Origin of the sequence: Promicromonospora iranensis, from assembly GCF_028994805.1 — a bacterium.
GTDB lineage: Bacteria > Actinomycetota > Actinomycetes > Actinomycetales > Cellulomonadaceae > Promicromonospora > Promicromonospora iranensis.
This window is the reverse complement of sequence record NZ_JAJQQP010000014.1, coordinates 49,069-69,490: the sequence shown is the minus strand read 5'-3', so window position 1 is coordinate 69,490 and position 20,422 is coordinate 49,069. Positions and strand designations below refer to the sequence as shown.

General features: G+C 71.6%; 18 protein-coding genes. 7 read left to right on the top strand and 11 right to left on the bottom strand.

Annotated elements, in window-relative coordinates:
- Positions 1-130: 130 nt before the first annotated feature.
- Both LUM46_RS21815 and LUM46_RS21810 read right to left on the bottom strand, forming a co-directional pair.
- Positions 131-1,018, bottom strand: coding sequence for an ABC transporter permease subunit (locus LUM46_RS21815; RefSeq protein ID WP_274996939.1), 888 nt, complete (start codon positions 1,016-1,018; stop codon positions 131-133).
- Positions 1,015-1,968: an ABC transporter ATP-binding protein gene (locus tag LUM46_RS21810; RefSeq protein WP_274996937.1), complete on the bottom strand. Its 954-nt coding sequence runs from the start codon at positions 1,966-1,968 to the stop codon at positions 1,015-1,017. Before LUM46_RS21810 ends, LUM46_RS21815 begins: the two co-directional genes overlap by 4 nt.
- A 222-nt stretch (positions 1,969-2,190) precedes the next feature.
- On the opposite strand from LUM46_RS21810, the gene LUM46_RS21805 reads away from it, so the two are divergent.
- Positions 2,191-3,093 carry a Bax inhibitor-1/YccA family protein gene (locus tag LUM46_RS21805; RefSeq protein WP_274996935.1) on the top strand — a complete coding sequence of 301 codons (903 nt, stop codon included), beginning with the start codon at positions 2,191-2,193 and terminating at the stop codon, positions 3,091-3,093.
- Between the two features lie 72 nt (positions 3,094-3,165).
- On the opposite strand, the gene LUM46_RS21800 is transcribed toward LUM46_RS21805, so the two are convergent.
- From LUM46_RS21800 to LUM46_RS21785, 4 genes are all read right to left on the bottom strand, one after another.
- Positions 3,166-3,843, bottom strand: coding sequence for a hypothetical protein (locus LUM46_RS21800; RefSeq protein ID WP_274996933.1), 678 nt, complete (start codon positions 3,841-3,843; stop codon positions 3,166-3,168).
- Positions 3,840-4,466 (bottom strand): TetR/AcrR family transcriptional regulator, encoded by a 627-nt coding sequence (locus tag LUM46_RS21795; protein WP_274996931.1) that lies wholly within the window; start codon positions 4,464-4,466, stop codon positions 3,840-3,842. Before LUM46_RS21795 ends, LUM46_RS21800 begins: the two co-directional genes overlap by 4 nt.
- Positions 4,459-5,349, bottom strand: coding sequence for an alpha/beta fold hydrolase (locus tag LUM46_RS21790; RefSeq protein WP_274996929.1), 891 nt, complete (start codon positions 5,347-5,349; stop codon positions 4,459-4,461). The genes LUM46_RS21795 and LUM46_RS21790 overlap by 8 nt, the downstream gene beginning before the upstream one ends.
- A 147-nt stretch (positions 5,350-5,496) precedes the next feature.
- The gene (locus LUM46_RS21785) at positions 5,497-7,425 is read right to left on the bottom strand and encodes a glycoside hydrolase family 15 protein (RefSeq protein ID WP_274996927.1); all 1,929 of its coding nucleotides are present in this window, start codon (positions 7,423-7,425) and stop codon (positions 5,497-5,499) included.
- A gap of 298 nt (positions 7,426-7,723) precedes the next feature.
- On the opposite strand from LUM46_RS21785, the gene LUM46_RS21780 reads away from it, so the two are divergent.
- Positions 7,724-8,146, top strand: a complete 423-nt coding sequence (locus LUM46_RS21780) for a YciI family protein (RefSeq protein WP_274996925.1) — start codon at positions 7,724-7,726, stop codon at positions 8,144-8,146.
- Complete coding sequence (locus tag LUM46_RS21775; RefSeq protein ID WP_274996923.1) at positions 8,119-9,456, top strand: RNA polymerase sigma factor; 1,338 nt, start codon at positions 8,119-8,121, stop codon at positions 9,454-9,456. Before LUM46_RS21780 ends, LUM46_RS21775 begins: the two co-directional genes overlap by 28 nt.
- A gap of 24 nt (positions 9,457-9,480) precedes the next feature.
- Here the strand turns inward: LUM46_RS21775 and LUM46_RS21770 are convergent, their stop codons facing one another.
- Positions 9,481-10,443, bottom strand: a complete 963-nt coding sequence (locus LUM46_RS21770) for a DMT family transporter (RefSeq protein WP_274996921.1) — start codon at positions 10,441-10,443, stop codon at positions 9,481-9,483.
- An 82-nt stretch (positions 10,444-10,525) separates the two neighbouring features.
- On the opposite strand from LUM46_RS21770, the gene LUM46_RS21765 reads away from it, so the two are divergent.
- Together LUM46_RS21765 and LUM46_RS21760 are read left to right on the top strand one after the other, a co-directional pair.
- The gene (locus tag LUM46_RS21765; protein ID WP_274996920.1) at positions 10,526-11,437 is read left to right on the top strand and encodes a LysR family transcriptional regulator; all 912 of its coding nucleotides are present in this window, start codon (positions 10,526-10,528) and stop codon (positions 11,435-11,437) included.
- A 59-nt stretch (positions 11,438-11,496) separates the two neighbouring features.
- Positions 11,497-11,898 carry an FKBP-type peptidyl-prolyl cis-trans isomerase gene (locus LUM46_RS21760; RefSeq protein ID WP_274996919.1) on the top strand — a complete coding sequence of 134 codons (402 nt, stop codon included), beginning with the start codon at positions 11,497-11,499 and terminating at the stop codon, positions 11,896-11,898.
- Between the two features lie 213 nt (positions 11,899-12,111).
- Here the strand turns inward: LUM46_RS21760 and LUM46_RS21755 are convergent, their stop codons facing one another.
- From LUM46_RS21755 to LUM46_RS21745, 3 genes are all read right to left on the bottom strand, one after another.
- Positions 12,112-14,127 carry an adenylyl cyclase gene (locus LUM46_RS21755; protein WP_274996916.1) on the bottom strand — a complete coding sequence of 672 codons (2,016 nt, stop codon included), beginning with the start codon at positions 14,125-14,127 and terminating at the stop codon, positions 12,112-12,114.
- A 104-nt stretch (positions 14,128-14,231) separates the two neighbouring features.
- Entirely contained in the window at positions 14,232-15,551 is a 1,320-nt protein-coding gene (locus LUM46_RS21750) for a class I SAM-dependent methyltransferase (RefSeq protein ID WP_274996914.1), read from the bottom strand.
- Positions 15,548-15,949 carry a DUF5997 family protein gene (locus LUM46_RS21745; protein ID WP_274996912.1) on the bottom strand — a complete coding sequence of 134 codons (402 nt, stop codon included), beginning with the start codon at positions 15,947-15,949 and terminating at the stop codon, positions 15,548-15,550. The genes LUM46_RS21750 and LUM46_RS21745 overlap by 4 nt, the downstream gene beginning before the upstream one ends.
- Before the next feature lie 144 nt (positions 15,950-16,093).
- Between LUM46_RS21745 and LUM46_RS21740 the strand changes: the two genes are divergently transcribed.
- Positions 16,094-17,113 carry a LysR substrate-binding domain-containing protein gene (locus LUM46_RS21740; protein WP_274996910.1) on the top strand — a complete coding sequence of 340 codons (1,020 nt, stop codon included), beginning with the start codon at positions 16,094-16,096 and terminating at the stop codon, positions 17,111-17,113.
- 135 nt (positions 17,114-17,248) lie between these two features.
- Entirely contained in the window at positions 17,249-18,025 is a 777-nt protein-coding gene (locus tag LUM46_RS21735; RefSeq protein ID WP_274996907.1) for an LPXTG cell wall anchor domain-containing protein, read from the top strand.
- Between the two features lie 167 nt (positions 18,026-18,192).
- Here the strand turns inward: LUM46_RS21735 and LUM46_RS21730 are convergent, their stop codons facing one another.
- The gene (locus tag LUM46_RS21730; protein ID WP_274996905.1) at positions 18,193-20,370 is read right to left on the bottom strand and encodes an alpha-galactosidase; all 2,178 of its coding nucleotides are present in this window, start codon (positions 20,368-20,370) and stop codon (positions 18,193-18,195) included.
- Positions 20,371-20,422 lie beyond the last annotated feature (52 nt).

The following is a 20,422-nucleotide window of genomic DNA, read 5'->3' as shown; positions in this document are numbered from 1 at the left end:
CTTCTTCAGGTCCGCAGATCCACGATGGCGCAGCGTGCGGCGGCGTGCGACCGGAACGCGTCGGCCCCGTGGCCCGCACGGTCCGTCCCGAGGGGCGGTGGTGCAGGCCACGGGGCCGAGGCCAGATGCGCTACGCGTCCTGGAGCTTGAGGCGCGCCGCCGCGCCGGCCAGCACCAGCACCGTGTAGCCGGCGAGGACGCTGATGCCCACCCACGGGTCGAGCACGTCGGGGAACGCGCCGGCGTTCGGTGTGATCTGCGCACCGGCCACGCTGGGCAGGAGCTTGTTCACCGTGCCCACCCACTCCAGCTGGGACGCTGCGAAGGTGGCGATCTGGACGATCGTCGGGATCACGAGGAAGATCGCGACCACCGTGAAGATCGCACCCGCCGTGTGCCGCAGCAGGGCGCCGAGCCCCAGCGCGAAGAGCGCTACGAGCACCACGTACAGCACCGTGCCGAACAGCGACCGGACCTGAGCGCTGTCGCCGAAGTCCACCGTGGCGTCGTTCGAGTTCAGGAGCGGATAGGTGACGAGCCAGCTCAGGGCGAGCGAGACGGTGATGAGCACCGCCGTCACGAGCGCCAGTACCACTGCCTTGCCGAAGAACGCCGAGAGGCGGCCGGGAACCGCCGCGAACGTCGAACGGATCATCCCCGTGGAGTACTCACCGGTGATCATCAGGGCACCGAGCACCGCGACCACGAGGGCCGCCATCTCGAAGCCGGCGCTCACGACCATCGTCCCGCCGAGCATGCCGCCCATGGCGGCCTGGTCCTCCGGCGCAGCGCCCTCCATCTCGTTCCCGACGAGCTGCACGATGAGGGCCATCATGAGCGCGAAGCCGACGATGACCACGACCGTCGAGGCGAGCGTCCACCACGTCGAGCGCAGCGTCCACAGCTTGATCCACTCGGAGCGCAGCACGCGCCAGAAGGTGACGTTCTGCACGGGGGTGGACCCCGCCGTCGTGCCCGGCGCAGGTCCGCCTGCCGGGGCGGTGACCGTGGCGCTCATGCCTTGCTCCCCTCAAGATCGGACTGCGTGCCCGCGTGGCCCGCGATGCCCTCGGACTGGTACTCCACCGAGTCGGCGGTCAGTGACATGTACGCCTCTTCGAGCGTGGACGCCACGGGCGTGAGCTCGTGGAGCACGATCCTCGACAGGGCGGCGAGCTCGCCGACTGCGGCCGCGGTGCTGCCGCGGACCTCCAGCAGGCCCGGCTCGACGCCGTCCACCTGGGCGTCCTGCGCCTTGAGGAGCTCCGCGAGCTCCGTGGCCTGCGGCGACCGGACCCGCACGAGCTTGCGCTCGGCGCCGTCGACGATCTCGGAGACCGGGGCGTCGGCGAGGATGCGGCCCTTGCCGATGACGAGCACGTGGTCGGCCGTGAGCGCGACCTCGCTCATCAGGTGGCTGGACAGGAAGACCGTGCGGCCCTCTGACGCCAGGTACTTCGCGATGTTGCGGACCCACAGCACGCCCTCGGGGTCGAGCCCGTTGACGGGCTCGTCGAGGATCAGCGTGCGCGGGTCGCCGAGCAGGGCAGCCGCGATACCGAGGCGCTGGCCCATGCCGAGCGAGAAACCGCCGACCCGCTTGGTCGCGACGGGTCGCAAGCCTGTGAGTTCGATCACCTCGTCGACCCGCTTGGTCGGGATGCCATGGGTGGCTGCCATGGCGAGCAGGTGGTTGCGTGCGGTCCGCCCGGTGTGCACGGCCTTGGCGTCCAGCAGCGCGCCCACCTCGGCGAGCGGACGCCGGTGCGCGGCGTACGGCTTTCCGTTCACGGTGACCGTCCCGGCCGTCGGCCGGTCCAGCCCCACGATCATGCGCATGGTGGTCGACTTGCCGGCGCCGTTCGGGCCCAGGAAGCCCGTCACCTGGCCCGGCTGCACGGTGAACGTGACACCGTCCACGGCTGTCTTCGAGCCGTACCTCTTCGTCAGGCCTCTGGCCTCGATCATCACTTGCCCTTCCATCTGGCACGCCGGGGTGACCTCTGCGGTCACTGGTCGGTCACGACAAGACTGGTTGCTATGAGCCTAGGGAGCCGACGGCGCCCGCCGCACCCATAACAGGCACTGATCATCCTTAGGTCGGACTCAGTTCATCCAAAGGTATGACCCGGGAACTCCTGAGGCCTTCCCAGCGTTCCCTAGGATGGTCAGACAGACCAGGAGGAGCAGATGAGCAACCCCGTCTTTTCGAGAAGCGACGTCTTCGGTGAGCCCCGTCGCACCGGTGCAGCTGGCGCACGGCGCGGCGGCACCGCCACCTATCCCAACCAGAGTCCCGCATATGGCACTCCGCCGCAGCCTGGCCAGTACGGCCGGTACGGCGCGGGTCAGCAGCCGGTCGACGCGTCGGACCTCGACGCGATGTACCAGTCGCCGTCCGCCACCACGGCGGACACCAGGCGCATGACCTACGACGACGTGATCATCAAGACCGGCGGGCTGCTCGCCCTCCTGGTTGTGGTGGCCGCGGCGACGTGGACGTTGGTGCCTGCCCCGATGCTGATGCTGGTGATGATCGCCGGCATGGTCGGCGGTCTCGTCCTCGGCCTCGTGAACGCCTTCAAGAAGAACCCGAGCCCGGCGCTCATCCTCGCCTACACGGTCTTCGAGGGCGCCTTCGTCGGCGGCATCTCGAAGGTCATGGAGTCGATGGCGAACGGCGTGGTGCCGCAGGCAATTCTGGGCACCATCGCGACCTTCGCCGCCGCGCTGTTCCTGTTCAAGAGCGGTCGCGTGCGGGTGACGCCCAAGTTCACGCGCTGGCTGCTGATCGCGGTCACCGGTTACGCCGTGTTCTCGCTGGTCAACTTCGGCCTCGTGATGTTCGGCGTGCTGGACGGCTGGGGCATGCGGAACGGCTGGCTCGGCGTCGTCGTGGGCGTCGTGGCCGTCGGCCTGGCGGCCATGATGCTGATCCTGGACTTCGATTCCATCAAGCGTGGGGTCGAGGGCGGGGCGCCCGCCAAGATGGCGTGGGCGGCGGCCTTCGGTCTGCTGGTGACGCTGATCTGGCTGTACATCGAGCTGCTGCGGCTGCTGACGATCCTGCAGAGCCTCTTCAGCGGCGACTGACCCACCGCTTGCACCAGCGACGGCCCGGCACCCTCTTCGGAGGGGGCCGGGCCGTCGTCGTATGCGGCGGGGCTATCCGCGACCAGCTCGGGAGCGTGCCGCCACGGCGACCAGCACGCATCCCGCGGCGACGAGGACCCCGTGCGTGATCCGTAGCTCCGGGCCGCCGAAGAACTGAGGGAGCAGGAGCACCAGGCCAGCCGCCAGCGGCACACCGGCCCACCTCGGTCGTGCGCCGGAGCGCCACAGGGCGACGGCGACAAGCACGCCCGCCACCGCGAGCAGCAGCAGGCCCGCGGCGAACAACGTGACGGCCCACGGTTGCATGCGCAGCACCTCGACGTCGGCGAGCAGCCCGAGGTCGTCGTCACGCAGCGCGGCTTCCGCGATGGTGCGGATGCCGAAGATCTCGGCACCGAAGTAGAGCGCCGCGCACCCGGCGCCGACCCATGCCGTGACGAGCGCCCAGGTCGCGGTGCCGACGCCTGCCCCGGGCCCAGTACCGGCACCGCCGTCGTCGGCCGGACCCGCCTGGGCGAGGATCGTCCGCAGGCCCAGCAGTGCCGGGGCGAGGAGCCCGAGGCCGAGGATGCCGAACAGGTGCGCCACGACCCAGCGGTCGGACGCGAACGCCGTGGCGAGCTCGGTGGTGGCGGCGGTCTCGTCGGGCCACGGCCGCAGCAGCGGGAAGAGGAGAAAGACCAGGCCGGCCGTCACGAAGGCGGCCGGGGTCCAGCGGGCAGCGGTCATCGGTGGCTCCCCGTGGTGTCGCGTACCGGTGCGGACCCGGGGGTGCTGAGTGCGGTGACGCCCGCGACGAGCATGTCGAGCAGCACGGCGAAGCTCTGGTCGACGTCCTCCCGCATGCGGTAGCCACCGCCGAGCTCGAGGGTCACGAAGCCGTGCACGCCGGCGCGGACCGCGCGGACGGCGTCGATCACCCGGTCGTCCGGCAGTCCGAAGCCGCGCAGGACGGCGACGACCACCTGGACGCTCTCCGTGCCCACCTCCCGGAGCCGGGCGTCGGCGGGGTTGTCCGGGTCGGCGCCGATCTGTGTGGCCGCATATCGACCGGGGTGGGCGTGGGCGTAGTCGCGCCAGGCTCCGGCCAGTGCGCGGAGCGCGTCGGCACCGGCGCGGCCCACGGTCGCCGACGACGCGGCGGCCGTGAGGTCGCGGACGGCGATCAGCGTGACCTCGCGGCGCAGGTCCGCCAGCGACCCCACGTGCTTGTAGAGGCTGGGGGCGGCGACACCGGCCTTCGCGGCGACCTTCGCGAGCGTCAGGTCGGCGAAGCCGGTGGGCCCGCCCGCGTCCACCACCTCGACCGCCAGGCGCACGACGGCGTCAGGGGACAGGCCCGCCCTAGGCACGTCGATCGCCGTCCTCGGCCGGTGCGGCGGTATCGCCGGGAGCGGACGGCGGGGCCGGGAGAGCGGCGAGGAAATCGAGGACCGCGGGCACGACGACGTCGGGCGCCTGGTGCTGGGGGTAGTGGCCGACGTCGGGGACCAGGACCCCGCGGGCGTCGATCGCCCCGGTGATCCAGGCGAGCTCCGCGGCGGGGTCGGAGAAGTCGGGGTCGATAGCGCCGACCATTGCGAGAGCCGGGGCCTTGACCGCGGGCAGCCGCGCCTCGACGACCGAGTGGTCGAGGGCGATCGCGAGGTCGCGGAAGGAACGCAGCCGGCCCGGCTCGCTCATGCTGCGGCGGATCGCGGCGACGTGCTCCGCGTGCCGGGGCGAGCGGCGGCCCTTGGAGATCGAGGAGTAGAAGGATCCCCAGAACGCTGCGCCCCACGGCCGCGCGAGCAGCACACGGTAGACGATGCCCATGACCGTGCGCAGTCCCGGGGAGCCGGGCTGGCGCAGGTACGGGCCGAGCAGGACCAGGCCGCGTACGAGGTCGGGCCGCTCGGCGGCGGCCCATGTGGCGGCGGAGGCGCCCATCGAGCTGCCGACCAGCACCGCCGGACCGCCGTCGAGGTGCTCGACGAGCGCGACGAGGTCCGAACCGGTGGCGTCGTCGCCGTGCGTGCGGAACGTGGTGTCCGAGTCGCCGTGGCCGCGCAGGTCGGCCACGACCACGCGGTAGCCGGCGGCGACGAGCGCGGGTGCGACGTCGTCGTACGTGGACCGGAGGTCGCCCATGCCGGGGACGGCGACCACGAGCGGGCCTGCCCCCGCGTCGGTGTAGGCGATGTTGCCCTCGGGCCGGGGCAGGAAGGCGAGCGGTTCGCGCTGGCTGGTCGTCATAGCCAAAAAGCTACGCGCATTAGCCAAACGGCGCAAGGGGGTGCGGCGAACGAAAGATCCCGGTGGTCGAGCTCGTCGAGAACTGGGTCTCGACGAGCTCGACCACCGGGACGAGGTCGACCACCCGGATCGGGCGGGCGTGGGAGGTCAGACCGGGCGGGTGACTCCGAAGTAGCCCTTCTCCGCCTCGCCGTTCTCCGCCTTGATCACGTGCATCACGGCGTTGATCAGCGCCAGGTGCGTGAACGCCTGCGGGAAGTTCCCCAGGTGCCGGCCGCTGCCCGGCTCGATCTCCTCGGCGTAGAGGTTGAGCGACGACGCGTAGCCGAGCAGCCGCTCGCACAGCGCCTTGGCGCGCTCCACCTCACCGATCTCGACCAGCGCCGACACGAGCCAGAACGAGCAGATGGTGAAGGTGCCCTCCTCGCCCTGCAGGCCGTCGTCGGTCTCCTCGGTGCGGTAGCGCAGCACCAGGCCGTCCTCGGTGAGCTCGTCCGCGATCGCCAGCACCGTCGCCTTGACGCGATGGTCGTCCGGCGGCAGGAACCGCAGCAGCGGCACGAGCAGGAGCGAGGCGTCGAGCGCCGGGTCGCCGTAGCGCTGCGTGAAGACGCCGCGCTCGTCCACGCCCTTGGTGCAGATGTCGTCGGAGATCTCGTCGGCGATCTTCTGCCACGACTGGGCGTAGTCGGGCTCGTCGTACAGCCGGGCGAGCTTGGCGCCGCGGTCCATCGCCACCCAGCACATGAGCTTGGAGCTGGTGAAGTGCTGCGGCTCGCCGCGCACCTCCCAGATGCCCCGGTCGGGCTCGTGCCAGTGCTTCGCCGCCTCCTCGACCTGCCGCTTGAGGATGGGCCACAGCGACTCGGGGAGCTGGTCACGCGACTTGGCGTGCAGCCACACGGAGTCCAGGACCGCGCCCCACACGTCGTGCTGCCGCTGGTCGTACGCGGCGTTGCCGATCCGGACGGGCTGTGCGCCCTCGTAGCCCGACAGGTGCGGCAGCTCGAACTCCTCCAGGGTCTCCTCGCCGCCCACGCCGTACATGATCTGGAGCTGCCGGTTGTCGCGGCAGACGTCCTGGATGAACGCGAAGAAGTCGTTCGCCTCACGCTCCAGGCCCAGCGTGTAGAGCCCCCAGAGCGCGAACGTCGAGTCGCGGATCCACGCGTACCGGTAGTCCCAGTTGCGCTCGCCACCCGGGGTCTCGGGCAGGGACGTCGTCGCGGCGGCGATCAGCGCGCCCGTGGGGGAGTAGGTGAGCCCCTTCAGGGTGAGCGCCGACCGCTGGAGGTAGGCGCGCCACGGGTGGTCCGGGAACTCGCCCTGCGTGATCCAGTCGCGCCAGAACCGCTCGGTGCGCCACATCGCGTCCAGGGCGCCCGCATACGTCGTCGGCGCGCTCTGCGAGCCCCACGACATCGCGACGAAGTGCGTCGCGCCCTCCGTCATGCGCGTGCGCGCGGTGGCCCGCTTGCCCTCCAGGCCGAACCGCAGGCTGGACCGCAGGTACAGGTCGGGGTTGGAGTCGCCGATGCGGGCCACCACCGACGAGTACCCGCTGTTCTCGTATTCCCAGTCCACGTCGTCCCGCGCGTAGTCCGGGCGTGGCTCGCACACGACCTCGAGGTCCACCGTGCCCGACACGCACTTGATGGTGCGCATCAGGATGTGCTCGGCGTCGTCGTCGGTGGGGGTGCGGCGGTGCGTGCCCGAGCGCGACTCGAGGTCGTGCCACGGGCCCATCAGCATCGCGTCGCGCACCACGAGCCAGCCGGTCGGTGTCTGCCACGTGGTCTCGAGGATGAGTGTGCCGGGCAGGTAGCGGCGCGCGACGGGCACGCGCACACCGTGCGGGCCCACGCGGAAGTAGCCGGCTCCCCGGTCGAGGATCTTGGCGAAGATGCTGGGTGAGTCGGGTCGGGGCACGCACATCCACTCGACGCTGCCCGACGGTGCGATCAGTGCGTTGGTCTCGCAGTCCGAGAGGAACCCGTACTCGCCGATGTGCGGGAACTTGCTGCGTCCGTCCCAGGCGCGCGGGGAGGCGCCGTCGCTCGACGTATGTCCCTTCACCGGACCCGAGTTCGTGGGCTTCGGGGTCTGGCGGCGCCGTGGGGATTTGCCGGATGCCGTGGAGACTTCGGCATCGGCCCCCACGGGCTCAATCGATTCGAGCGTCATGAGACTCAAGGGTTCCGCACGTTCCGCGCACGTGGCAAGCCGTGCGTGTGTGACGCGCAGAACCCGTGCTCCATGCTTCGTCATGCATTCGTCCTGGGAATATCCGGGTTGTGTCGATCGAGCGGTTTCCCGTTCGACCTAGGGGTGAGAAGGTCCCATCAGGGGGCCCGGAACAACAGGAGAAGAGACCATGCCGAAGTACATGCTGATCATGCGCTCGACCGACGAGACGAAGGCCGTCTACGAGAACATGGACTTCGAGAAGATCATGAACGACATGGGCAGGTTCAACGAGGACATGGTCCAGGCGGGCGTGCTCGTCGCCGGTGAGGGCCTCGCGGACGAGACCGATTCCGTCGTCGTCGACTACTCCTCCGAGACGCCCGTCGTGACCGACGGTCCCTACGGCGAGACCAAGGAGCTGTTCAACGGCTTCTGGATCGTCGATGTCGCCTCGCGTGAGGAAGCCGTCGAGTGGGCCAAGCGGGCACCGCTGGCCGGGCCGGGGAGCAAGCTGGAGATCCGTCGCGTCCAGCAGCTGGAGGACTTCCCGCAGGACAACGAGCACATCCAGAAGGAGCGCGCGTGGCGCGAGTCGACCGGCCAGCTCTGACCGGCGAGGACGCCGCACGGCGGGCCGTCGAGGCGGTCTGGCGGATCGAGTCCGCGCACATCGTGGGCGCGCTCACCCGCTACACCCGCGACTTCGAGCTCGCCGAGGACGTGGCCCAGGAGGCGCTCGCCGCGGCGCTCGTCTCCTGGCCGCGCGACGGCACGCCGCGCGATCCCGCGGCATGGCTCATCGCGACGGCGCGGCGCCGGGCGATCGACGCCTACCGACGCCGGGCCGGGCGCGACGAGCGGTACGCGGCGCTCGCGCACGGCCTGGCCGACGGCGAGGCGACGTCGGGCGCCGGAGGCCCGTCCGTGGCCGCCGGCACGAGCATCGTCACAGGTGAACTGGGTTCTGATCCGGCCGCCTTCGACCCGGACCGGATCGAGGACGACGTGCTCGCCCTCATGTTCGTGGCCTGCCACCCCGTGCTGTCGAGGGAGGCGCAGATCGCGCTGACGCTGCGGGTGGTGGGCGGTCTGACGAGCGACGAGATCGCCCGCGCGTTCCTCGTTCCGGTCGCGACGGTGCAGGCGCGCATCACGCGTGCCAAGAAGACCATCGCCGCGGCGCAGGTCCCGTTCGAGCTGCCCGACGGCGCGGACCGGGCCGCCCGGCTCTCGTCGGTGCGCGGGGTGCTGTACGTGATCTTCACGGAAGGCTCGTCGGCGACGTCGGGCGACGACTGGATCCGGCACGACCTGGCGCGCGAGGCCGTGCGCCTGACCCGCGTGCTGGCCAGACACGCACCCGAGCCGGAGACGTTCGGCCTGCTCGCGCTGCTCGAGCTGACCGCCGCGCGGTTCCCGGCGCGGGTGGGACCAGCGGGGGAACCGGTGCTCCTGGAGGACCAGGACCGGCGCCGCTGGGACCGCGCGGCGATCATCCGGGGCAGGGCGGCGCTGCGGCGCGCCACCGGGCCGTCCGGCATGGGGGTGTACGCCCTGCAGGCGGCGATCGCGGAGTGCCACGCGGTGGCGCGCTCGGTGGCCGAGACGGACTGGGAGCGGATCGTGGTGCTCTACGAGGCGCTCGGCCGCCTGGCTCCCTCTCCTGTGGTGGACCTGAACCGCGCGGTGGCGGTCGCCATGGCCCGCGGTCCCGCCCTCGGGCTGCAGGTGGTGGACGGGCTGGTGGATAAGGGCGTGCTCGCGGGCTCGCACCTGCTGCCCGGCGTGCGCGGCGAGCTGCTCGCACGGCTCGGGCGCACGACCGAGGCCCGTGGTGAGTACCTGCGTGCCGCCGAGCTGTGCGGCAACGCCGCCGAGCGCTCGGTCCTGGAGCGCAAGGCGGGCGCCGTCGAGTCGTGAGCTGTGGTTGCTCACGACCGAAGGTCAGGAGCGGAGCCGTAGCGTCGCCACCAGGACGCCCGCCAGGCACAGCGCCCCGCCGACCAGCGCGACCGGTGCGGGGATCTCGTCCAGCAGGGCCCACGACATGAGCACGGCCAGCGGCGGGGCGGCGTAGGTGGCCGCGCCGAGCCGGCCGGCGGTCGTCCGGGTCAGGGCGAAACCCCAGGTGGCGAAGGCTATGGCGGTGGGGAAGACGCCGAGGTAGACGACGCTCAGGGTGGCCGACGTCGGGGCCGCGGCGAGCTCGTCGAGGAGCGCCGGGGCGAACGGGAGGCACGCGACGGTGCCGGCCGCGCAGCCCAGCCAGGTCATGGTGAGGGAGTCGACCGTCGGCAGCAGGCGCTTCTGCAGGATCGTGCTGCCGGCGTAGACGACGGCGGCGGCGAGCCCGAGCACGACGCTGACCGCGTCCGAGGCCCCGCTTGACGAGGCCAGCGCGATCCCGGCGACGCCGGCGAACGCGATGCCGATGCCCAGCAGGAGCCGGGCCGGGAAGCCCTCGCCGAGGGAGATGCCGGCGAACACCGCGATGAGGATCGGTGCGAGACCGACCAGGAGGGACGCGGTGCCCGCGTCGAGGGTGCGCTCGGCCGCGTTGAGAGCGAGGTTGTAGAGCCCGAACCAGAGCACGCCCCAGACGATGATGCCCACCAGGGTCCGGCCGCGCGGCAGCCGCAGCTTGCGGGCCAGGGCGGCCATGACCGTGAGCGCGACGGTGCCGACGAGGATCCGGCCCAGGGTGAGCGCGCCCGGCGAGTAGTCGACGCCCGCGGAGCGGATGCCGATGAACGCCGAGGCCCACAGCACCACGGTCACCGCGGCGGCTGCCGGCACGAGGAAGCGGTTCGTGACCGGCGGGGCGGGCACGGCGGTCACGGTCATGTCCGGGACTCTGCCCGAGGCGGGAGCCCGGGTCTGGCGGTTATCGGCCGTGGTGTTCGTCATGGTGCGATGGTGGCCCCGAACCACTGTGAAGCACCAGCGATTCTTCCTTCATCTGGATTCAGTCTGGCTGTACAGTGAGCCCATGCTCGACGTCCACCGCCTCCGCGTCTTCCGTTCCGTCGTCGCCTCCGGGTCCATCGGCGCGGCCGCGGCGAACCTCGGCTACACACCCTCCGCCGTCAGCCAGCACGTCTCCGCGCTCCAGCGCGAGACAGGGCTCAAGCTCCTGGCGCGACACGGCCGCGGCATCCGGCCCACCGCCGCCGGGCACGCTCTGGCCGCGCAGGCCGACGGCGTGCTCGAACGGCTGGGCGAGGCCGAGGCCATGGTCGCCGACCTGCGCGCGGGGCGCACCGGCTTGCTCTCGGTGGCCTACTTCGCCTCGGTCGGCTCCGCCTGGCTGCCCGACGTCGTGCGCACCGTGACCACGGAGTTTCCCGGCGTCCGCCTCGACCTCGAGCTGGCCGAGCACATCCCGGACAAGACCGAGGACCGGGCCGACCTGCAGGTGGTCGTCGCGAACGCCGAGTTCGCCGCGGGGAGCGGCTTCACGGCGCACCACCTCCTCGACGACCCGTACGTCGCCGTCCTGCCGCGGAGCCACCGGTTCGCCGACCGGGACGAGATCGAGCTCGCCGAGCTCGCGGACGAGTCCTGGGTCGACAACGACTTCGCGCGCGGCTGGTGCCGGCGCAACCTCCTGGAGGCGTGCACGGCCGCCGGCTTCAGCCCCACGTTCCGCGTCGAGGCGCACGACTACCCGACGGCGGTCGCGTTCGTCGAGGCCGGCATCGGCATGACGGTGCTGCCCGAGCTCGGTGCCGTCAACCTGCCGCCGGCGACCGTCGCGGTGCCCGTGGTGCGTCCCACGCCCGTGCGCTCGATCTACGCCGTGCTGCAGGACGCCGTCGCGCACACCCCGCCCGCGATCGCCGCACTGGACGCGCTGCGGCAGGCCGCGGTCGCTTCGCGGGCGGCAGTGGTGGCCGCATAGGGTGGGCGGGTACCGGCGCCGGGACTGCCCGGCGCCATCCCGATCGAGAGGCAATCCTCGTGACCACGCTTCCTACCGCCTCCGGCACCTTCGGTGACAAGCCGGAGCTGACGTTCCCCGAGGGTGGTGCGCCCGCCGGCCTGCAGGTGCAGGTGCTCTCCGAGGGCAACGGCCCGGTCGTCGAGTCCGGCCGCACCATCGTGGTGAACTACCTGGGTCAGACCTGGGGCGGCCACGTGTTCGACAACTCGTACGACCGCGGCACCACCATCGACTTCCCGATCGGCGTCGGCGCCGTCATCGGTGGCTGGGACAAGGGCATGGTCGGCCAGAACGTCGGCTCGCGCCTGCTCCTGTCGATCCCGCCGGAGCACGGCTACGGTGCGCGCGGGGTGCCGCAGGCCGGGATCGGCGGCGGTGACACCCTGGTGTTCGTCGTGGACATCGTCGACGTCAAGTGACGCTGTTCTAAGGCTCGCACTGGCGGGCCCGCGGGCGGAGAACGAGAACACCTGCGCGGACTGGGCCGACGAGGCGCCTCCAGAGGGCGGCTCACCTGTTTCGTCCCTTGACGTCCGCGCAGGTGTTCTTGTTCTCCGCCCGCTCTTCTGTGGGCGTCACTTTCGGTTGTGGCTGGTTGGCTTGGTCGGGCTGGGGTTACCTGGTGGGTCGGATCAGGGGTAGGAGATCACCTGGGGGGCGGCGAAGCTGCCGACCGCCGGGCCGCCCGTGTCGTTGATGACGTGGTTGATGCCGCCCGACCCGTTGAGGAAGACGCTGGTCATCGACTGGAACCTGACGCCGGGTCGGTTCGGCGTCTGGATGCCGGACTCGACGCGGATGTCCTGCTCCTGGTTGAAGAACGAGTAGACACCGAGGCCGGTCGCCTCGTGGTTGGTCACGTCGTCCGCCACCCGGTAGGACGCGTAGCCCAGACGGTCGCCGTCCATGAACGCCGACTGCGACGGCGGGTCGTAGGGGATCTCGCTCTGGTAGAAGATCGTGCGGCCGTTCTCGCCGTTCCAGATCGTCTGGTTCTCCTGGTAGTGCTCGACGAACAGGCCGGTCGCCGTCACGTCGTCACCGTTGACGATCACGCCGTGGGCGCCGGTGTTGCCGTCCCACGAGACGCCGTGGCCGTGGTCCGCGCGCCACGCCCAGATGTGGTCGAGCAGGGTGTGGTCGCTGTTCACCTCGATCGAGGTGACGGCCTTGCCCTCCCAGGGGCCGCCCACGCGGACGAAGACGTCGGTGAGCGTGGTCGGGTTGGCCGGGTCCGAGACGTTCGCGCCCTCCGGACCCACCTTGATCAGCGTCGCCGACTCCGGCACGTTCGCGTCGGCGGTGATGCCCGCGATCTTGACGCCCGCGACGTCACCGATCTCCAGCACGCTGTTGCCCGCCGTCGGGGTGAGCGAGGCGTAGCCGAGGCCCAGCACGACGGTGTCGGCGCGGTCGACCCGCAGGGCTGCGTCCAGCTCGTAGACGCCGGGCGTGAGGAGGAGGTTCTTGCCGTCGGCCAGCGCGGCGTTGATCGACGCTGCGGAGTCGACGTCCTCGCGGGCCACGTAGAAGTCGCTCATGCCGATCGACGTGCCGGACTCGGCGGACGTGGACCAGTCGGTCCCGTTGCTGTCGGTCCGCGCGTTCGGGACGAACACGGCGAGCTCGCCGTTGTCGGCCCGGTACACGAACGGTGCCTCCCGGCTGATCGGGGTGTTGTCGACGGTGGTCTTGACACCCTTCGCGCCCTCGGCGAGGTCCTGCCCGAAGTCGGTGGCGGGGGCGCCCTGGACGCCCGAGAACACCATGTTCCAGACGCCGCCGTCCCAGGTGCCGACCTCGCTGTTCCGCGTGAACCACTGCTGCTGCGACCCGGTGGCGATCGTGCCGGCCACGCGCGAGTTCGCGAGGTAGCCGCCGGAGGCGAACTCCCCGTACCGGCCGAAGACCGTCAGGCTGCCCTGGATGTCCATGCGGCGCATCGGCGCGGCCTGGGACACCGCCCAGCGCATCTGGTGCGGCTCGGTCACACCCGCCGGGAACGGGCGGGCGGCGTCCTCGCCGACGGGACGCTGGATCGGGTTGATCGCCATGTTCGACATGGACCGCCAGAAATGGTTCAGCGAGCCCGGGGCGGCGCACTCCCAGGGCCGTTCCGGGCAGCCGACGACAGGCTCCACGTGCAGGGCGCCGTTGATCAGCACGTCGCCCGGCTGCGCGCCGAGACCCGAGATCGACTCGTAGTACCCGACCGTCTGGTTGACGATGTCGGTGGCCGTTGCCGGGTCGTTCTGCCCGGCCGCGCTGCCGTAGGTGCCGGGCTCGAAGAACACCTGGTGCCGGCCCAGGCTCATCTCCGCCTCGTCGTTCACCGAGTCGAGGAAGGTGTTGATCCGGTCCGTCGACCAGGTCGGGTCGATGAACGTGACGTTCGGTCCGAAGTCCGGGTCGGCCGCGGCCTTCTTCGGCTTCTTCACCTTCGGCTTCACCTTCGGCTTCGCCTTCTGGTCCCTGGCCTCGGACGTCGCCTTCTGCTTGACCACGGAGGCCTTGACCATGGCTCTGCCCTCGTCGGTGGCGGACGGTGCGGCGGTGGCCGGTAGCGCTGCGACCGCTGCTCCGGCGGCGAGCGATGCTGTGACCGCTGCCACGGCGGCGCCGCGCAGGGTGGTGCGGAGTGTCCTCATCGACAGATCCTTCGGGCTCGGGGGCAGGCCGGCGATGACCGGGCGTGCTGCCGGTGCGTTGCGCCCGGGGAGAGCGCCCAGCCAGGCTAACGGCCACTCACTGACTAGTCTGTAAGTGCTTTCCGCACACTCCGGGTCACGGTGAACCGGGGGTCCTGGGCCACGTGCTCCGTCGGCCCGACGGCGCGCTGCAGCGCGTTGCGGTAGTGCCGCCCGGTGTTGAAGACGGTCCAGAGCTCGCCACCGGCGCGCAGGACCTGGCCTGCCGCGGCGAACATCCGGTGCGCGGCGTCGGTGCTCACGGCGGCGCGGTCGTGGAAGGGCGGGTTGAGCAGCACGAGGTCCGCCGAACCGTCGGGGACGGGCAGCCGGTCCCCGGCGTCGCCCCGCACGACGGCAGCGCGGACGCCGTTCGCCGCGAGCGTCGCCTTCGTCGAGGCACAGGCGGCAGTGCTCCGGTCCGTCGCGATCACGCGGGCGCCGGGGAACCGCAGTGCCAGGACGGTGGCGAGGATGCCGGTGCCGGAGCCGAGGTCGACCGCGACGGGCCGGCCGTCCGCGTGGTCCGGGCGGTCCGTAGGGCTCGTCGGGAGGGGCTCGGCGCCCGACAGGTCCGGCCAGCGGTGGACCTGGGCCAGCAGGAAGCGCGTGCCCCGGTCGAGCGTGGCGCCCGCGAAGGCGGCCCCGTGCGCGACGACGGTCAGCCCGGCGTCCGGCGTCCTGGCCTCTTCCGGGGCACCGATGGCGTCCAGGATCTCGCGGTCGGTGAGGCGGGCGGTGACGGGATAGGTGAGCGGCCCGACGTCGGACCGTGGCTCGCGCGCGACCAGCAGCCGCGACTTCTGCCGGGCGAGCGACGCGGTGACCTGACTGAACGAGGCGCTGAGCACGTCGTTCATCGCGTGGGTCATGTGCTTGACCCGGCCGCCCGCGAGCAGGGTCACCGCCGGGTCGGCGTGCCGGGCCACGTGCTCGGTGATCTCGGTCAGCTCCGCCAGTGACGTCGGCAGCTGGAGCAGCACGAGACGCGCCCCCGCGAGCAGCTGGGGACCGAGGTCGTCGTGCACGGTGTACCCGACCGGGTCCGGTTCGTCCGGGGTCGGCGCGTTCTCGGCGAGCTCTCGGTGCGCGGCCCACAGGGTGCGGGACGCGCGCGAGGCGTTGTCTAAGAGCGCGGCCTCGGCGGTGATCGCGTCCAGGTGCACGCGGACGGCACGGGCCCCCAGCGCCAGTGCGCCGAGGGTGAGAGCGCCGAACCGGTCGCCGATAACCACCACATGCTCGGGATCGTTCGCGATCAGCGGTGCGGCCTCGTCGAGGAGCAACCGGTCCGTGGCGTCGACGGCGACGGGGCCGTCGGCGCGCGAGCCGTCCTCGGGGTACGGGAGGAGCTCGGCCAGGACGGCGTCCGCCTCGGGGCTCACCGTGCGGAGCGGGCCTTCTTCTCCGCCGCCTTCCGGGCTTCCTCGACGCGCTCCTCCTCGGCGCGTACCTGGGCGGCGATCTCGCGCTCCTGGGTCAGCCACTCCGGCGGGTCGTCACGCAGCTCGTTGATCTGCTCGGTGGTCAGCGGCTCGGTGATTCCGCCGCGCGCCAGGCCCGCGATCGAGATGCCGAGGCGCCCCGCTACGACGGGCCGCGGGTGCGGGCCGTTGCGGCGCAGATCGGCCAGCCACTCGGGCGGGTTGGTCTCCAGCTCCTCGAGCTCTGCGCGCGTGATCGGGTTGTCCTGGAACTCCTGCGGGGTGGCAGGCAGGTAGACGCCGAGTCGCTTGGCGGCGTTGGACGGCTTGAACCGCTGCGAGGCGAAGGAGGAACTCATGTTCCCAGGGTATCGGGGCATGCCCTCCTCGCTCTCCATGGCGGGCGTGATCCTCACCGCTCATCCGCGGGTGCCTCGCTCCGGACCAGGTCGGGGCGGACCGGACGAGCCGCCGCTGTCGGTCCGGGACCGTAGCCTTGGCACGTGAGCCAGCCCTTGCCCGACGTCGGACCGCCCGTTCCGGGCGGCGACCCCGCCGACCCCTCGACCGCCGAGCCGGAGGCGGTGGACGGCCCGGCGTCCGCGGACGACGCCGACCTCGATGCTGATGCTGATGCTGATGCCGATCCGAGCCTGCCGCGTTTCCGGCTGGCCTACGTGCCCGGTGCGTCGCCAGGCAAGTGGGCGGCGGTGTGGCGCGAGCGGCTGCCTGACGTGCGTCTCGACCTGGTGCAGCTGGAGGCGGCCGCCGTCGTCCCAGCGCTGGCGGCGGGCGAGGCGGACGCCGCGATCGGCAGGCTCCCCGTGGACAAGGAGGTGTTCTCGGCCATCCCGCTCTACGAGGAGACCTCTGTCGTGTGCTTCTCGCGGGACCACCTGCTCGCGGCCCTCGACGAGGAGGAGGCGGTGTCCACCGCTGACATCACCGAGGATCCCGTCTGGGTGCCTGCCGACGACGTCCTCTTCGCCGCACATCCGGTGCCCGGCGTCGTGCCCGTGGACCCGGACGGGAACCCGCTGGGCCCGGTCCCGACCACCGCCGACGCCGTGGCGACCGTCGCCGCGAACGTGGGCGTGGCGGTGCTGCCCATGTCGCTCGCGCGGCTGCACCGCCGCAAGGACGTGACCTACCGCCCGCTCGTGGACGGTCCGACGGCGCCTGTGGGGCTGGTCTGGCCCACGGACCGCACCACCGACCTCGTCGAGGAGCTCATCGGGATCGTTCGGGGGCGCACGGTGAACAGCTCGCGCGGTCGGGGTGGACCGGCCACCCGGCAGGCCGTGGACGGCGCCGCTGGCGCATCGGCCGGGAAGTCCGCGAAGACCGGAGGGAAGAAGCCGGTGAAGGGCGGCTCGGGCGGAACGGCCGGACGCTCCGGCGGAGGGCGCGGCGGGGCGAAGGCCGGCGGTCGCGGCGGTGTTCAGCGGAGCGGCGGCGGAGTGCCACGGGGCAAGGGTGCGCGGCCTACCCCCAAAGGGAAGAAAAAGGGCAAAGGACGGTAGGCTCCGATACAAGCCTATGTAAGGTATTTCGGTAAGATAACGGCATATTGGCGATCTGCGACATTCTCGCTACGCTCCGGGGAGTCGTGCCCGATGTCGGGCACGGGCCAGACCCCCGTTCCGAAGGAGCGCTCAGTGCGCAAGATGACCGTCTTGGGAGCCTCCGCGCTCCTCGTCGCCGGCTTGATGGCTTCGCCCGCCGTTGCATTCGCCACGCCGACCGACACCGAGAAGTACCTCCCGGATGCTCAGGTCTGCGAAGACTATGACTCCGGCAAGGAGGAGCCGAAGGAGAACAGCGAGAAGGTCACCGTCGAGGCTCCTGCGGGCAAGCTGATCTCCGGATACTGCGTCAAGGCTGGTTCCAAGAACCAGGAGGGCGATGGCGGCGCGTACTTCGTCACGTTGGGCGAGCCGACCGATCGCGTGACGATCACCTACCCGTGGGGCGGGGGCCGCGACGTCAGCCACTACGCGCTCGTGTACGTCGACATCACCACCGAGCCGACGCCGAAGCCGACCGTGCCGGGCGAAGAGCCCACCGAGCCGGGCGAAGAGCCGACGGAGCCGGGCGAAGAGCCGACGGAGCCGGGCGAGGAGCCGACCGTGCCGGGCGAAGAGCCCACCGAACCGGGCGTCGAGCCGACCGTGCCGGGCGAGGAGCCCACCGTGCCGGGTGTCGAGCCGACCGTGCCGGGCGAAGAGCCGACCGACGGGTCTGTCGCCCCGGTCGACGAGGTCGACGGCGACGTCACGCCGTCCCCCTCTCCCTCCGCAGCCACCGACGCGCCGGGCGTGCTCGCCGCGACCGGTGCCAGCACCGCCATCGGCTTCACGCTGATCGCGCTGGCCCTCGTGGGTGGCGGCGTGACGCTGATCGTGCTCCGCCGCAAGGGCGTGCTCGGTAGCTGACGCTGTCGTCATACCGAGTCGTCGCAACGAGCGACCGCTGGTAGAGCGGGCGTCCGGCAGGTTCTCCGTCCCATGAGCTTCGGCTCCGGGTGGAGGGCCGGCCGGGCGCCCGCTCTTCGTAGTGGGACCGGTAGTCGCCCCGATCGTCAGGCGGGGCCGCGCACGGACTACTCCGGCGGGGTGGTGGCCGCCACCTGGATGATCAGGGCCTGCATCGGCCAGAGCGTGGGCAGCTGCAGGCCGACACCGGTCAGTACCGATCCGGGTATGTCCATCGCGTCCTTGCCGAGCCAGCCCGGGGTGATCCAGCGGTGCCACTTCGCCGCTCCGGCCTCGTCGCGCACCCGCACGCTGTAGCGCCGGGCGGGGTCGAGCCCGTCGAGCCGCACCCGTTCGGTCAGGGCGTCCCGCGGCGACGCCACCGTCGCGACCGTCCACACGCCCGCCGTGCGGTCGGGGGACACGAAGCCGGTGACCCGCAGCGCCGGGTCCACCGTGTCGGCATGCACCATGGTCCCGGTGTGCACCAGCGACCGGAGCTCCTTGTAGAGCGCCCCGTACGCGGCGACGGCGACCAGCTCGTCGTCGGTGCAGGTCAGCAGGTCCCACTCGAAGCCCGCGTGCCCCTGCAACGCCGTGGCCACCCGGTACGACAGGTCCGTGCTCCGCCCCGACGAGTGTGCCGGCGACGGCCCGACGTGCGCCCCCACCAGCTCGGGCGGCAGCACCAGTGACGTCCACCGCTGGATGTCCTGGCGCTCCAGGGGATCGTTGGAGTCCGATGCCCACACCCGGTCCGTGACCTCGAGGATGCCGAGGTCGGTCCGGGCGCCGCCCGAGGAGCACGACTCGATCTCGAGTCCCGGGTGGTCCGCCTTGAGCCGTGCGATCAGCGCGTAGGCGGCTCTGGTCTGTACGTGAGTACCCGGGCGGGCCGCACCGTCGGTGCCGACGTGGACGGGCTCGGCGAGGTCGCGGTTGTGGTCCCACTTGATGAAGTCGATCCCCAGCTGCGCCACCAGGGTCGAGATCTGCGACCGCACGTGCTCCCACGCGTCGGGGTTCGCGAGGTTCAGCACGTACTGCGTGCGGAACGAGAGGCCGTCCGGCGACGGGACGGCTGCCGGGTTGGACAGGATCCACTCGGGGTGGGCGCGTGCGAGGTCGGAGTCGAGGTTGACCATCTCAGGCTCGAACCACAGCCCGAACTGCATCCCCAGCTCGTGCACCAGACCGGCGAGCGGGTCGAGGCCCTCGGGCCAGACGTCGTGGTCGACCACCCAGTCGCCCAGGCCGGTGGTGTCGTCGCGACGGGAGTGGAACCACCCGTCGTCGAGCACGAAACGCTCCACGCCGACTGCCGCGGCGCGGCGAGCCAGCCGCTCCAGCTTGGCCGGTGAGTGGTCGAAGTACACGGCCTCCCACGTGTTCAGCACCAGCGGCCGAGGGCTCGTCACGTGCTGCGGGCGCGCGCGCATCCACGTGTGGAACCGGTCCGCGACACCGTCCAGCCCTGCCGCCGACCACGCGAAGTACGTGACCGGCGTGCGGTAGGTCTCGCCCGGCGTCAGCCGGATCTCGCCGGGTCGCACGAGCTCGCCCGCACCGAGCAGCGTCGAGTGCTCGGTGAGGTGGTCCACCCGGTGCGTGGCGTCGGCACTCCAGCCCAGGTGGGTGGCCCACACCTCGCCCGCACGGTTGCGCGGCGTGCCGGACGACGCCAGGGTCACCCAGGGCGCGTCGTGTCCCGAGCGGCCGCGACGGGTCTGGCGGGCCGTGCTGCCGGCGGGCATGGCGGTGGTGACCGGCACCTTCTCGCGAGGCCAGCGGCCGGTGAACTGGGTGAGGTGGTCAGCGGACCGCGGCACGGGCAGCGTGGCCTCGAGCCAGTGCACGTCGACCACGGTGGGACCGTCGTTGAGGAGCTCGTGCCGCAGGAGCACCAGTCCGCCCGCGCCGATCTGCAGGTGCGACCGCAGCGTGAGCCCCAGGTGCGCGTCCTGTGCGGTGACGATCAGCTCCGCCGTGTCCCGCTCGGCCTCGGTGACGGCCCAGCGAGGGTAGAGCGTGACGCCGTCCGACACCACGAGCAGACCGGGCCGACCCGACCAGCCGTCCGACTCCTGCGGGAGCAGCGACGGGCGCCAGGCCGCGTCGAGCGTGCCGGGAGCGGTCTGGCGGCTGGTCGCCGAGTCGAGCGCCCGCAGATCAGCGGGCGAGAGCTCGCCCAGGTCCTGACCCCAGTGGAGCACCAGCGGCAGGCCCACCTCCGGGTGCGCCACCACGACCGCGACACCGTCGCGGCGTAGCACTGACCAGCTGGAATCCTCGACAAGCGCGTTCATGGTGGTGTCCTTCCGCCCCCTCGGCCACACCGTACGTGCGGCCACCGACATC